The following is a 15450-nucleotide window of genomic DNA, read 5'->3' on the forward strand; positions in this document are numbered from 1 at the left end:
TTGGTAGGTGTAGCTAGGTATGAAGGGTATGGGAGCTATACTACCGGAAAATTGGTTGCTATTAAAGTTAGGTTTAAATCTCAAGGCTTAATTGCAAAGCTGGATTACCAAGATTCTGAACTTGTGATTTTTTTTCCAAATCAAGTTTGACTTCGTAGTTAGTAATGAATAACTCTTTTCCTTTAGCCGCACCACTCTGCTTATAGTTATTCATCCCATACTGCAATTCCCACTCTGAGATATTAGCCCATTGGAAATTTTCTAGAATTTGCGTTGAGTTGTCATAGGTAATTAGCCAGCGATGATGACATTGTTGCAAAAGTTCAGCAAATTTCTGATCCTCAAAAGATGTGTGCAAGTCACCATCTTTACCATATAGCTTTGATTTTTTAGCGCTAAAATATGGTGGATCTAAAAATAAAAATACATCTTCTCCTTCTGGCTTTAATAGGTGGCTGTAATCCAAATTAGTAATTTGGACATTTTCTGATAGAATGTTTTCTAACTTTTCTAGCCGTTCTATTGAAGAATCAGTAAATCTTTTATGAAAAGCTTGTTCAGAAAAACCGCCTGATTCTACAGTTCCTGAAAAAGTAATTCTATTGAGTACGAAAAAGCGAACTGCTCTTTCTAAATCAGATAAATTATTGACATCTACACTAGTTAAATCTCTAAAGAGTAATTTACCGTCTATATATTTGATTTTAATATCTCGAATTTCTTTAACTAACTGAGCTATATTAGATTGGGCAATTTTCCAGAATAAGAAGAGTTCGCGGTTTAAATCGTTAATCCAAATCTTGATATCGGGAAACTTTTGTCTTAAATAAATGAATACAGAACCACCACCTACAAAAGGTTCTCGGAATTCCGAAAAGCTCTCTGGTAAGTATTCAGCTATCTGATTTATTGCTTTTGACTTACCACCAGGATATCGGAGAGGACTTTTGAACATAAAAGTAATTTTTATGGCTTAAAATATATTTAATTATTCAAATATTTAGAAAAAAAGACAATTCAACTGTCTAAAAAATAGTCTGAATCTATCTTTTTAATCTCATAAATTTACATTGTTAATACACCTAAACTACATTGCGAAAAATCATCAATTATGCTAATTATTGACTATCTATTAGTACAACCTTTATATCTATGTCTAATACATAATTTTTTGCATCTTGAGTAAAATTATAGATAGTAATAAATACTCCTTTGTTTGCTCTTTGAGCATATAAATATAACTGGTAAAAATCCATAACCATCCTTTTAACCCTTTGACTATCCAAGGTGTTTCATCCGAATGGATATTGGGTTGGGTTTGTTTTATCCACTCTTTTAGGCTATCAAGACTTTGAGCCACTGTACCATCTATTCTTTCATTTGTGGCTACTAATGTTCCCACCCCAATTTCTATTTGACCCAGTTCCCACAACAGTTCAACATACCTTTACACCTGATTATTTGATGTATAATAACCAGTTGTGTCAATTGGAAGAAATACGGAATTTTACAGTTTAATCTACCTAATGGTGGTAGTATTTCCACTAATCACAATGTAATTGCCTATTTGGGGATGTTAGAGCGCGGTTTTTCTGTCTAATCATCCGAATTAGCGGTATTAGACCGATAAAACCAGTCTAATAAATAGTTTTGCTACTACAAAATCTGACTGGTGGGAAATCTTATATTTATCCCAGCCAGAACAAAATTTTGTTGCAACTGACACCTGACAGCAGCCAAGAGAGCTAACCGTTTCATGTAGCGGTTGCGCTTGAGCTAGTCTTTAAGCTTTTGTGTCATGCCCCAAGTGGGGAATCTCAATTTTTAGTTATTAGAGCGAGGTAAGAAAAATGCAAAATAAATCTGCTCAAATGAGGAATATTTTCAAGGTAATGGCGGTAATTCTGGTCATACTGGGTATCTACACTGCTCAGTCTGCTATGGCCAGCGATCAGACTTTCACAAAGGCCAGTCTTCAGGGAAATTATGCCTATGTCAACAACAGTGCTAATGTTGCCAGCTTAGGACCGATAACCTTCGATGGCAAAGGTGGACTAACTGTGGACCTCATAGCGAACTTACCGTGTGGCAATCCCATTCCTAATTGTTCTAGAAACATTAACGATCTTCCCCCGGTGGCGAATGGAACTTATTCGGTAGCAACAAATGGTACAGGTATTGCTACGATCCCTTTCTCTACCGGCACGGTTACATATAATTTTATAATCTCCGAGACTGAGAAAAAAGGAAGAATACTCCTAGCAACCCAGGTTTTTGCGATTGGTCAAAAAGGAGGATTGGCCGGGCAGTTAATCGCTCCTACATGGGGTCGAGTATCAGACTAAGGATGGAGCAAGCATAGCCGAGTAGAGTGAGCAAGACTGAAGCCTTGTCCACTCTAACGGTTTTTGTGACACTGATATATCCTCTTGTTGCTGTACATAAGTGATCGCAAACTATCTAAGATAAATATTACGTGCCCGTAATATTTATCTATAAATTTTATCTAGAGTTTATGTTGCATTTCCGTAAAAACCTGTTACATTACTTTACAGGCAGTTATAACTGTTACAACATAAAAGCTCGGAGTATTATTTATGGCAGACGTTAAAAAGACTACGCCTTCAGTTTCACAAGATCCCAATGCTTTGCGCTGGGGCTTCACTCCTCAGAGCGAAAACTGGAACGGTCGTTTTGCAATGATTGGCTTTTTATCTGCTGTTGCGCTTGAAGTCTTTTCTGGTCAAGGAATTTTACACTTCTGGGGCATTCTATAGATTTAAACGTTTTTATAGCTTCATTAAGATGATCGGGTAAGGCAGCGATTCGTAAAATCGTCTGCCTTTCCTTTATGGGGAAATTCTCTTACCGTGATGAGCGAAATATTACACGGCCTGGGGATTCTTCCTGATTAATTCGCGCATATACTCGAAGACAAGTTAATACTTCACCAGGAATACCACCACATTCTAGTTGTAAATCATCTTTGGATGAAGCACAGATATCCGCATAAAGTCCCGACAATTGGCGAATTCGCACTTCATTACCTGCATTAATTGCCTCATCAGCGACTTTCTTCAAAATGCGTCGTGATTCATGTTGTAGCTTTCCCCACCAAGAATAGCGTTCAGCCGGTGGTATAAATACTAAGGAATGTATGGCTTCGTCCATGTCAATCCAAGCACGGAGAATTGACAGGGGATCAGTGTTTTTCTCAGCTTTTTGAGTGCGTTGGAAGCGATCGCTTAAAGCATCAATATATTGATCGCGCTGTTCTAGTTTGGAGTGTAAGGAAATGACATCAAAGCTAAAAACGCTCTTTAAAGCATGATGTAAATCTGGGTCTATTTCGATAAAATTCATATATAAAAATAGGAATGCTGCTGGTAAATCGGATGCATTCCCTTGTATCTTCTGAGGGATGGAAAGTGCTTGTTGATACAGAGTTAATCCTTGAGCTTGAACAGTACCACCAAGACCGGGGTAGATAATTTCGTCGCGGATAAAGGGAAGTTGATAGAGATTAGAATTATCTGCGATCGCACCAACTTCTTGAGCTAAATCTAAAGTGCGCGATCGCCAAGTTGCAGCCAAATCTTCTGGTACTCGCAGCAGCTTGCGTTGAATCTCATTCCACAAATCAGAGTCTGTTGTGCTTTGCAGTTGGGAATTACCCAAATAATACTTAAGTTCTGAGTCAGCATCGAAAACTTCCCGCAGGTGACTTAGTTTTAAATCATCTGGCGCATCTTCCCAACCAGTATTTTGCTGTGGAGGTACAGGTTCCAACAGGTTATGAAGTTCTTGCAGCACCTCATCGCATATTTTAGATCCTGGATCTAATGGTAATTCTGTGCGAGCCTGATTTAAAGTAGCCTCCAGTCCATACAAACTAAACCGCAGTAACTGGGCTAACTCTGAGTTTTCTATCTCTAATAATTGACGCAAGTGCTGCATGAATCTCACCTCCAAATATTTTCGTAGCGAATTAAACTTGGCAAACCTCTGCGCCCCTTAGCGTTTACTCCGCGCCCCTCTGCGTTTAAAAATCTTAATTTTTTCAACGCAGAGGAACGCAAAGGTTTAATGCAAGATGTTAATGTATACCGCAAAATGGGTCGCGTTCTTTATCAACTTCATTAGGTTGCAATTCTAATTCAGCAATATAAACACATCCTTCTTCTTTTAGGCATTCCTGACTGTTTGATGTCCAGTAAGGTACTTCACCAGCGTGCATCCGTAGGATACCTTGATTGTCTAGAGTTACACGATATTGGCAAGGGTAATCTGTTGTCACATCTGGTTTGCTGAGTGCGCCAATTCGTATCCATTTTTTGCTGTTGGTTTCTGAATCTGTTTGATAAATATAGAAGGTGTGTTGGCCTGTTTGTGGGAAGGGAGGTAAAGGATTACTAATTAACCCAATTCCTGGTTCTGTCACACCATCGCGCAGATAGTGAAATTTTTGGAACAACTTACTACCATCATTTCCTACTTCAAAGACAAGATGATAGGCATCTGGTTGATCGACAGTTGCTGACTCAATAACATTGACGGCAATATCACCATCATTTAAGTCTTTATTTAAACGTTCAACGGCGATATTCCAGTTTAATTTACCATCAGCAAATAACGGTGATGTTTCTGAAACAACCGATTCTAATTCAATGCCAGGGATATCAATTAAATAATGGGGATTACCCTGACAAAGCAACACATTAAATTCAAGGGTTTGGTCAATTTCAAACTGGACTTTAATTTTTTTCAGAAACTCGGCTTCTTGCATTCCCAGTTTATTCATGAGGTTTTTACCGTCGAAGCTACCCCATAGTCGTAAATCTCCATCTTCGTAGTCTTGACGGTAAATAATATTAGTTAATTGGATTCCTTGCCATGCAGTACGAACCTTGGCGACACTTTCCCAAGGTGCGAGTTGATAGAGTTCTTGTCCAGCTTTAAATATAGTTAGTAAATCGTTACTTTGGGTTTTGCGTTTGAAGTTGCAAGGCAAATAATAAAACAGGTTTTTAACATCTATTTCTAGTTGGTTAGCTCCCTTACGCAGCAAGCTTTTAGACTCTTCTGGATCGAATCTCAATCTTCGCAGTTTCTCGGCATAGCAAGCACCGGCAGAGGTAGCTAATTTGGTAAATTCCAACACAAAGGTAATTCGTTCTGGATTCCACACAAAATATGGAGACTTACTGAATTCTTGGTAGATTTGGCGCTGCACTATGTCTAAATTACAAGTTTTTCCAGACAAAATTAACCAATCAACTTTTTGGGAATTCCAAGAATCTTTGGTGAGATCATCGGGACGCAAGCGACTTTCCATCAATCCTTTAGCAATACCAATTGCTTCTTTAATTCCTGCAACGGCGGCTCGTTCAAATTGATGGTTATCTAGGGTGACACAGATGCTATTTGGATCTTTGACTTGCAATTTAACTGTACTTTGGGTAAGTAGTTCGGAAATTTGTTGTTCAGTAAGTGTGAAGGTTAATAGAGAATTATCTGCTGGTGCTTTTTGCCCAAGTTTAAGTTTAGCTGCTTCTGCATGATCCCAAAGGATATAAAAGGATTGCAGGCGTTGGGGTGTTTGTTGCCAACGAGTGGGTAATACTTTCTCGGCAGTATCTAGGGCATCTTTGTAAGCGATATCACCTTCTGGATTTTCTTTATCTAGACATTTTAAAAGACTGCCATTTTTGAATTTACCTTGTTCTAAAAAGCGTTCGTTTAATTCAGAGCTAATTAAATCTTCTAGCTTTTCGCTTTCAATATCACCTGTTGTTACTGCTGTCAATAAAAAGTCTGCGATCGCAACTTTTAATAATCTAAAAATTCGCAGCGTAATTAGCTCACCACCTAACTGTAAATGACCAGATGAACCTAATAGTTTGGGAGTGAGTTTATAGTAACGTCCTCCTAAACCTCGATCTTCATAATCAGCAAAAGTAGGGGTTTTATCTTCTAAAGTCAGTTCAATTAAAGCTAAGTCTGTAGTTCCGCCGCCGATATCCAAAACGAGGACATTTTGTGACCATTTATTTCCTACTTGACGGCAACGAGTTTTGAATGACTCGATGCCAATATTCAGATTACCGCCAAATTCTCGCCACAAAAAGAATATTGCCACAGAAACGGCTTCATCATAAGCAGTTTGGACATCATCGATCCCCAATTGCTCAACAAATTCCTTAACTTCTTTGCGAACAACTGGTGGGGCGACGGTGGGGTAGGTGACAACTGCTGTCAAAAAAGTTCCTTCGGAAAACCTGCGTTGGGCGCGTTGGCGGTAATCTTCAGTTAACTCGATTAAATGTGCCCAAGCAGATTGAATCAGTTGATTTGCGGTAATTATTTTTTCTTCACCATCCAAAATAACTGAAAACGATCGCTCCTGACCAAAATAGCGCTTGGGCGAATGGTGAAATCTGCTGATAATTTCCTTTAAAGAACCGCTTGTACCTTGAGCGATCGCTTTTTTGCGGTTATCTCTAGCTTCCCTACCCATCCGCAGTTTTAAGTCCCCTAGCTGCGAAATTTCCAATTCGCTGGGAATTTCCGTATCGCGGCGATCGATATCCAGCACAACTGGGATCAGATTTTGCGACTCTAGAGTAGGGACGCGGAACACCTCATGATAGATTTGGTAAAGTTTTTTGCTGACAGCACGGCGAAATCTCTCGCTATTTCCTAAAGAAAGCTCAATTTGGCGAATTGCTTCCAAAAATCGCTCTTTATTGTCACTTTCAAATACTTCACTCAACTTTCTTGGATCTATCTCCAGGTTTTTGCTAATTTCGGTGATGAACTTTGCCCAATCATCATCGCTGACATCTGGTAAAGCGACTGAGGCGGGAGAACTTAGCCATTGTGATAAGCGATCGCGCAACCGCATTTCTTGTTCTTTGGGGAGAATTTCTGCGATCGGTACTTCAATTGGATCGAAAAGTGTAACTGTAGAGTTCGATGTACCAAAATCTAAAGCAAACCATCCGGGAAATCTTTTTTGTTGTTTCTCGCTTGGTTCGCGATCATTATATTTGTTGAGTTGAAAAGGGTTCATTATAGTATCAGTTTCTGTTGTATGTTTTCTAGCTGGCTAAAAACTGTAATGTTGTATCATACAATTACAAATTTAGAGAATCTTTAGTCTTGTACCACTGATTCTCTTTAGCACTGGCTTTTTATTTGGCGCGATATCTATGTGGGCTACGCTTTTATATGAAAGGGCGTAGGCGTAGCCCAAAGCAGGCATTGCTATGAAAATTACGGCACTTACTAAGTTGATGTTGAAGATTCTTGCTCAGTTGCAAGTCTTACTTGTTCGATAGTTAAATTAAGTAATTGGGCAACCTCTTCCATCGACATACCAAGAGCTAAAAACTGAGGTACAAGTTCAAGTTTTACTTGTTCTCGTCCTAGTTCTAGTCCTAGTTCTAGTCCCTCTTGTTTCGCTTCTTGATAAACTCTAGTTTCTTCTAACTTAACTCCTAACATTGCTTCTACCTCTTCACGACTTAAGTTTGCGAATTTATAAACTGCAATTGTTGTGATTACATCTATTATCTCCTTCTTAGCCAAGACATTTATCTGCTCTTGTTGCACCCGCTCAATTAAACGTTTCGCTTCTTGCACTATTTGAGTATCTGAGGCAATAGTCAACTGCATCAAACTGATACCTACTTTTTGCTCATCAAGGGCTACCTAACTCATCTAAATAAATCCGTTGTACTTGGGAACTGTTCAGTAACAATCTATGAATAGTAGTGTTTTCCGGTTCCAAGCTGCGAGACTGTAAAATAATTACCCCGTACCAGTCATCGTAAAGCGATGGGTTACGATATATATACAGCATGGATTCTGAGAAAAACCGATGGTAGAGTAACTCATCCTTTTGGAATTGCACCTCAGCAAAAAAGATCATTTGAGATGTTGCATCAGGTAGAGGTAAAAATACCCCATCAATCCGAAATGTTGGTTCTTTAACTTCAACTGATTCAAAGCGATAGCTACTAGCTTCGGCTGGTGTGTTCTACTAACTCGAAAAACAATCCTGTGACACGCTTGAAAATTGCATAAAAAATTGCATCACGTCTCACAAATACATCCTCATAACCGTAGCTGATCGCAATCAGTCGCTTTCTGAGTTAGCTTATCTCAAATCATCTAAGTAAGAAACAGCAGCAAGTTCTGAAATAATCTGCAACCAAGTAGGAATTGCTATCTCAGTTGGTAAGTCCCCAGCCGCCAAATATCTCAGCAAAGTTTCTTTTTTTGAAAGGTTTTGCAAACTAGGAATAATTTGATCCAAAATGCCTGCTATTTCTGAATTAATTTGCTGATTAACTTCGCTAACATACTGTACAAGATGGAGACTAGCGCTAGCAGTGATTTCATCTCGCAGCCGTAGTACTAAAAGTTGGTGATTGCTCGATCTAGATAAACCTTGGCTTTTTTCTGGTGCCCAGTCAAAGATTTGACCAACGTTGTGTTTCTCGTCTTGACGCGCTAGAGGAAAGATGGTTTCAGGTGCAACTGTTTTATCTTTACTACTGATTTCCGAGATGATTGCTTCCTTCCATTCGTTAGGATCGCATCCTAGTAATAATTTGTAAAAGAGATCGGCATCTTCAAAACCAAATTTTTCTTCAATTTGTTGTTCCATATCTGGATGGAAAAATACCTGCAATTGTTCGCGTTCTGGGGCTACATAATTTGACAATTGGTTCAACAAATCTACCACTGCTTGATGAATGCGATCGCGGGCAAAATCTTCTACTTCTTTAACGGTTTTCTCAAATACTGGATAAAAATCATCGCTTTTAGTTGGAAGAGAACTATTTACACGGTTTCCTCGATCAAATAATTTCCCGGCTGCACCTTTAGATTCTGCTAGAGCGATCGCTCCATTGTTGGCTTTGTTGAAGAGTAAAGTCCACTGGTTCCAATTGAGGATTCTAAAAGTGAGTTCGTCTTTAACTACATCGCTGACGACAACACCGCGCCGATCTTTAAGTGGTTCTGTCCCTAAATCTTTTTGAAAATTCCTGTAGATTTTATCCAGACTTTCGACCACAAAGCGCAACTCGATAAAGGCGGGACTGTCTCCTGTGGGGATGCCTTGCTCGTGAATTTCATCTATGATGTCCTTCAAGTGATCTTGTTGCTGGCTCACAACATCAGCCGATCTCCGAGTATCTTCATATAGTTGCTTCAAACCATGAGTCGCTACGTGGGTTTGAATCAATTCCCGTAGCTTACTAAGTCCCCCATCTTGACCAAAGTAACCTAGCTGTTTACCTAAATTACTGCGGGGATCGGTCTCTAACAGCCGTTCACTTAATAGCTCCCATTTATCTTGTAGGCGTTTAGACCGATCTAGGTAATCGGGATAGTCCAAGTTAGCCAAAAAATCTGGTGAACCTGCTTTGACTGTAGTAGAACGTTTTGCTAATTCAGCTAGTCCCAACAGTGGCGACAGTAAAACTATCCGGTCTTTTTGGGTTGTAAAAGCTTCTGCACCATCAATGGTAGTTTGCAGAACTTTGAGTTTTTGGAAAACGGTTTCCTCTTTTAAATGGCTATCTTCAATCAAATGGTCAAGTTCTCTTTCGCCACCTTCACTGTCTAGGGGGAGTTGATCGAAGCGACCCACACCTACGAGAATTAAATCTTTTAGGTCTTGTCCTGGTCGCTGCTGCTGCATCATGGTGAAAATTTTATTGGCGCGATCGCTTCCAGGAGATTTACCATTTAGCAATACCAAAATTGTTTGTACTTCTGCTAGTTCTCGCAGTGACAAAAAGGTATCCCTTGCTCCCGAATTAGCAGCCCCCAATCCTGGAAAGTCGATGAGAATAAATTTCGCTGCACCTGTAAAATCCCAAATCTCGCGTGAGATTTTCACATCGATATCTACGCGACGGATTAGTGGAAAGCTATTCTGCAATAACTTTGTTGGTAGCCTCTGGGGTTGACTTGGTAATCGGATATGCGCTGGAGGTAAATCCTCAAATTTTAGACTTTGGATTGCCATTGGCTGTTCGACCAGCTGTAGCCCTTCGCGGGCGGTGGTAGCATCAATCTGGTAGTGCCCACCACACATCACTTCCCCATAAGCTTGATAAGCCCGCAGGAATAATACCAATTCTCGGAGTAAATAACGTAGCTCCAAATTGTTACTACTATTCCAAGCCTCTTCACACCAGCTAATAATATCTTTGCCAGAGTTGAGTTTCGATACTGGTATTGGAGGAAGTCCTGCTGCTGTCGTGCGTTTATGGGCTTCTCCTAGCATGAAGCGTAGACACTCATGTACCCCTTCGTGAGAAAGATACTCTACAGTGAAATTACTTAATTGGGTGGTTGCAAAGTCGTCTTGCGGGATGATGTGTATTGCGGTAACATTACCTGTAGTAGGGTTTTCACTGACTGGTAAAGCATCTGCATATCCGATTAGACTGCCTAAAAGTAAAGTTTTCCCACTACTGAATTCCCCCATCACCCCAATTTTGACAGGTGAAGTTGCCAGGTCTACAGTTTTCTGGGCCGCTGACCGTAAACGTAGGAGACAGTCATCAAGACTAGCTGGAACCCAATCTTCTTGTTTTGAAGGGTGCTGGGGCACAGAATCTATCTTTCGGAGGATGAATTCGCCGTACTCCTTAAAACGGCCCAGCTTATCTGGTTCCATAAAGTAGTTCCCGCCTAACATGAATTTCTGTGAGCTTTATAACATATAAAATAGGATCGCTAGCCATTGTTATAACGTGTTGATATCACATTTAGCATCTCTCTCATTTAATTTGCGATTTTGGAATGAAGCATTTTGAACAGTCAAGACAATCTTGAAAAATCGGGTTTTTCAGGAAAAATTGAAGAGGAATTCAGGATATTTAAAGTAAGCTTTTATACGCAAAATTCCTGAAAAATGCTTAGTATAGATGTGGGCATTAAATCGTTGTAGACCAGTAATTTTAAAACGATTTCTGAAAAGCATTAGGTGAATATAGTTCACTACTACACAAGCAAAGTTTACCTACACGGAAAACATGAAAAATCAAAACTTTCAAATCCACGGAGGTGGGTTTTGTCTGTATAGTCGTGACTTATAGTCGCCAGGACTTTAATTCATGCTGAATTCTTCTTGATAAAAAATCAATATTTATTTGATATGAAATTATGGATTATTATGAATTTCTGATAAAGATGTAATCGCCTCATAGCGACTCATATAGTTTTTGTGAAGCTAAATAAGGTTTTGAGCTATGTGATTACATAGCTTAGATGAATTTTAAGGGAATTTTAAAAATAAACATAGTTAAATAATTTTCCTAACAGATAAATATTTTAAATTTCACCAAAAATCATGAAGTTAATCTTAATGATAACTTCAGCATTTTTTTAATTTATTTACAAGAGAAAAGCAATTGTTAAAGATATAAAAATAAATAAAGTATTAAGATAAAATAACAGACCGCAATCAAGATGATATCCCTTTATTAACAAATTCTATTTTCAGACATATTACCTTAATAATTTAGGCATAGCAGGCAGGCAAAAGTGTTTTCTAAAAAGGTGCAGAGCTACATTAACCCAATCATGGTTCAAGAGGAAGTAATACAACAGGATGAAAAAGTATTTTGCCAGCAGGCAGACACTTCTCCTCTGATGATTTGGATGGCTGGATGCAATGCACTTTATTACTACTTAAATTCAAATTGGCTGGAATTTACTGGAACCCATCTAAGAAAAGGCGGGCCTGCATCTGCTCGACGAGAAGAGATAAGCAATATCTGGGCTGGTAGCGTCCATCCAGAAGATCGACAACGATGTAAAAATATATACTTAAAAGCATTTGCAACGTATAATTCTTTCCAGAGGCAATATCGCCTGCGTCGGTCTGATGGCAAATATCGCTGGATTTTAGATACAGCTGCGCCACGATTTTCAGCAGATGGCAGCTTTGCGGGTTACATCGGTTATTGTGTGGATGTAACAGAAGTGCGATTACCCCTACGAGAAGACTGCTCGGCACCTACAACTTCATCTCGTCGTCTTAGTAAATTAACAGAACAAAAACAGGCGGCAGAATTAAAAAAAGCACAAAAGCAACTACAAGCCGAAACTGCAAAACGCCAAGTAGTTGAATCACAGTTACGCCAAAAAACATCAGAATTTACAGCGATTTTGCAAGTGCTTCCTGATTTGTACTTTCGTATCAATGCTGATGGAAGTATTCTGGATTACAAACCAGGAAAGATTGATAACCCGTACATTTTAACAGAAGATTGTCAGGGCAAGAGTTTGCGAGAATGCCTACCGACTGCTATCTGCGCTCGCTTCCAGCAAGCAATAACTCAAGTACTCGAAACTCAATCTTCAGTCAGTTTTGAATATACCTTACCGTTCTCACAAGAGAATAATAATTTTGAAGCTAGGTTATTGCCGTTACCAGACCAGCAAATCATAGTTCTTGTCCACGACACCAGCGAAAAAGTACAAACAGCATTAATCGAAAGCGATGCCAAGTTTCGCACCATTATTGAAAATGCCAATAACGTTATTTTTGCCCTGACCCTTGAGGGGATATTTTCTTACGTTTCTCCAAACTGGACTGAAATTCTTGGGCATGAGATTGCAGAGGTTGAAGGTCAATCTTTTGTTCCCTTTGTGCATCCTGACGATGTGTCTATTTGTGCAGATTATTTCCAAAGAATTGCGACAACAACCGAAAAGCAAGACGCAATTGAATATCGGGTAAAACACAAAAATGGCAGTTGGCGATGGCATACAAGCAACTCATCTGCTATTAGAGATGCCAATGGTAATATTGTAAACTTCGTTGGTATTTGCTATGACACCACCGATCGCAAACAAGCAGAAGTTGCACTGAGAGAATGTGCCCAACGGGAAGCATTACTCAATCGTCTTTCTAACCAGATTCGAGCTTCCTTGGATCTCAATTATATTGTGGAAACCGCAGTGCGGGAGATCCGTGACTTATTCCAGATTGATCGCTGCGCCTTCTTTTGGTATCGGCAAGATGCTGAAGTTACCCATTGGGAGAAAGTATACGAAGCGAAAAGTTCTTTTTTACCCTGTCTGCTTGACGAGCAAGAAGCAACTAGTGCAGAAATCGAACTCATCGCAGGCAAAACCTTGAATAGAGAAATTATCCGTATTAATGATGTTGAGACTGTAAGCGATTGCACTGCACAGCTATTTTTGCAGGATTTTGGTTTCACTGCCTTTATGTCGCTACCTGTACACACCAAATCTGGTGAGATAGGCACATTTAGCTGTGGTTCTTGTGGTGGCTTCCGGCCTTGGCTAGACAACGAAGTAGAATTACTACAGGCAGTTACAGTGCAAATAGCGATCGCTATTGACCAAGCTAAACTCTACACCCAAAGTCGCATTGCTGCTCAAACAGCCCAAGACAAAGCCCAGCAACTAGAAGCAGCATTACTAGAACTTCAACACACTCAAGCGCAACTCATTCAAACCGAAAAAATGTCCAGTTTGGGACAATTGGTTGCAGGTATTGCCCACGAAATCAATAATCCCGTCAATTTTATCTACGGCAATATTAGCCACGCCAGTGAATATACCAAAGATTTATTGCACTTGGTAGAACTTTATCAACAGAGTTACTGCCCACCAACACCAGAAATCCACGAACAAATCTACAACATAGATTTAGACTTTCTCAAGCAAGATTTGCCGAAAATTCTGGATTCCATGAACATGGGAGCCGAACGCATTCGGCAGATAGTCCTATCTTTACGCAATTTTTCTCGCCTTGATGAAGACGGCACGAAAGCAGTAAATCTTCATGAAGGTATTGATAGCACCTTACTGCTGTTGCAAAATCGTCTGAAAGCCAAACCAGGATATCCCGAAATTCAAGTAATCCGAGACTATGGCAACCTACCACCAGTAGTCTGTCACGCTGGACAGATGAATCAGGTATTTATGAATTTGCTGGCAAATGCGATCGATGTTTTAGAAGAGTCATTTGTCACTAGTCATTTGTCATTAGTAAATAACTCTAAACAAAGGACAAACGACCAAGGACAAATGACTTCTCCTCAGATTCGCATTCGTACTCTTATCAAAGAAGACCGTGTAATCATTAGCTTTGCTGACAATGGCCCAGGCATGACTGAAGAAGTACGCAAACGCTTATTTGATCCTTTCTTTACTACAAAACCCGTGGGTAAAGGCACGGGTATGGGATTATCAATTAGCTACCAAATTATTGTCCAAAAACACGGCGGACAAATCCAGTGTATTTCAGCACCAGGAGAAGGTGCGGAGTTTGTCATCATGATTCCACGACATGAGCAACCTTCAACATAAATATAACTTTAATCTTTTCTTAACCAAAAAGTTAACCTATTGGTTGTTAACTAAGATTAATTCACTTTTTGCTGCAACATTTGACCCCCCAAAAAACCTAAAATTTACAGGAATTGGGGGGATTATTTGTACTATTATGGGGGGTTAAGACTAGAAATATTACACTTTAATTACTCTGTAATGGTAGTACTATCTTTGCGTCGGCATAGCCCAACACAGGCGATAGCACCTTTAAAAAAATCCCTGAATACAAGTAAAGTAGAAGGCTGGGATGATACAACCCCAAGGTCAAAATAGTATCACCTACACACGCGTTATTCATCTAAGTCACGTGATTGACATAGATATTCCCCAGTGGCCTGGAGATCCGACAGTAGAATTTGAAACTGTGGCTGAACTAAATAATGATGGCTATTACCTCCGACGTTTAGCCTTGGGGGAACATAGTGCTACCCATATCAACGCTCCTAACAGCTTTCATAGCGATAGTATGGGAATTGACCAATACCCCGCCCAATCTCTGGTTGTACCTGCGGTGGTCATAGATATTCGTCAAGCCACAGCCGTGAATTCTGATTATGCCCTGACTATTGCTGATATTGTGGCTTGGGAAGAAGAATACGGCGAAATTTCTCAAGGCTGCGTAGTTATACTGAATACTGGTTGGCAAAAAAAGTGGTTTGATAAAAGTGCATTTCTAAATCATGATGCTCAAGGTATTGCTCATTTTCCAGGGTTTGGTAGCGATGCAACTCAATTCTTACTGAAGGAACGGCAAATTGCTGGGGTAGGAATTGATACTCATGGTGTAGACCCAGGACAGGATAACACTTTTGCTACTAATCGCTTGGTATTGGAAAAACCGCGTATTGTTTTGGAAAATCTCACCAATTTGGATCAGTTACCACCCAAAGGTACTACTCTAGCGATCGGGATTCTGCGGTTGCGTGGTGGTTCTGGTTCTCCTGTGGGTATCTTGGCGTTAGTGCCTTAATTTTTATATCGATATTTGCTTCTCACACCAATTTTTTAAACTTGAGGATAACCTAGAAAGCAAGCAAACTTAGTACAGCTTTG

9 protein-coding genes and 2 pseudogenes are annotated in these 15450 nt (G+C 39.7%); 4 read left to right on the forward strand and 7 right to left on the reverse strand.

Annotated elements, in window-relative coordinates:
- Positions 1 to 73: 73 nt before the first annotated feature.
- The 3 genes and pseudogenes from H6G86_RS15620 to H6G86_RS38690 all read right to left on the reverse strand — a co-directional run.
- Complete coding sequence (locus H6G86_RS15620; protein WP_190935088.1) at positions 74 to 955, reverse strand: DNA adenine methylase; 882 nt, start codon at positions 953 to 955, stop codon at positions 74 to 76.
- Between the two features lie 163 nt (positions 956 to 1118).
- The gene (locus H6G86_RS39990; RefSeq protein ID WP_190935089.1) at positions 1119 to 1262 is read right to left on the reverse strand and encodes a restriction endonuclease; all 144 of its coding nucleotides are present in this window, start codon (positions 1260 to 1262) and stop codon (positions 1119 to 1121) included.
- Positions 1226 to 1438 (reverse strand): annotated as a pseudogene (locus H6G86_RS38690) (IS66 family transposase); the annotation flags it as partial. The pseudogene H6G86_RS38690 and the gene H6G86_RS39990, both read right to left, overlap by 37 nt.
- Before the next feature lie 412 nt (positions 1439 to 1850).
- On the opposite strand from H6G86_RS38690, the gene H6G86_RS15630 reads away from it, so the two are divergent.
- Entirely contained in the window at positions 1851 to 2345 is a 495-nt protein-coding gene (locus H6G86_RS15630; protein WP_190935090.1) for a hypothetical protein, read from the forward strand.
- Positions 2346 to 2597: 252 nt separating this feature from the next.
- Positions 2598 to 2777, forward strand: coding sequence for a CAB/ELIP/HLIP family chlorophyll-binding protein (locus H6G86_RS15635; RefSeq protein ID WP_114083171.1), 180 nt, complete (start codon positions 2598 to 2600; stop codon positions 2775 to 2777).
- Positions 2778 to 2865: 88 nt separating this feature from the next.
- Here H6G86_RS15635 and H6G86_RS15640 read toward each other — a convergent pair whose 3' ends face one another.
- The 4 genes and pseudogenes from H6G86_RS15640 to H6G86_RS15655 form a co-directional block, all read right to left on the reverse strand.
- On the reverse strand, positions 2866 to 3957 hold the full coding sequence (locus H6G86_RS15640; RefSeq protein WP_190935091.1) for a hypothetical protein: 1092 nt from the start codon (positions 3955 to 3957) through the stop codon (positions 2866 to 2868).
- 139 nt (positions 3958 to 4096) lie between these two features.
- A complete protein-coding gene (locus H6G86_RS15645) occupies positions 4097 to 7072 on the reverse strand; it encodes an acetate and sugar kinases/Hsc70/actin family protein (RefSeq protein ID WP_242064833.1) in 2976 nt (991 codons plus the stop codon).
- 215 nt (positions 7073 to 7287) lie between these two features.
- Positions 7288 to 8108 (reverse strand): annotated as a pseudogene (locus H6G86_RS15650) (Rpn family recombination-promoting nuclease/putative transposase).
- 53 nt (positions 8109 to 8161) lie between these two features.
- Positions 8162 to 10702 (reverse strand): GTPase family protein, encoded by a 2541-nt coding sequence (locus H6G86_RS15655; RefSeq protein WP_190935092.1) that lies wholly within the window; start codon positions 10700 to 10702, stop codon positions 8162 to 8164.
- Between the two features lie 908 nt (positions 10703 to 11610).
- Between H6G86_RS15655 and H6G86_RS15660 the strand changes: the two genes are divergently transcribed.
- Both H6G86_RS15660 and H6G86_RS15665 read left to right on the forward strand, forming a co-directional pair.
- Positions 11611 to 14373, forward strand: a complete 2763-nt coding sequence (locus H6G86_RS15660; RefSeq protein ID WP_190935151.1) for a PAS domain S-box protein — start codon at positions 11611 to 11613, stop codon at positions 14371 to 14373.
- Positions 14374 to 14644: 271 nt separating this feature from the next.
- Positions 14645 to 15367, forward strand: a complete 723-nt coding sequence (locus H6G86_RS15665) for a cyclase family protein (RefSeq protein WP_190935093.1) — start codon at positions 14645 to 14647, stop codon at positions 15365 to 15367.
- Positions 15368 to 15450: the final 83 nt, after the last annotated feature.

The sequence above is a fragment of the Nostoc sp. FACHB-133 genome (assembly GCF_014698055.1).
Taxonomy (GTDB): domain Bacteria; phylum Cyanobacteriota; class Cyanobacteriia; order Cyanobacteriales; family Nostocaceae; genus Nostoc.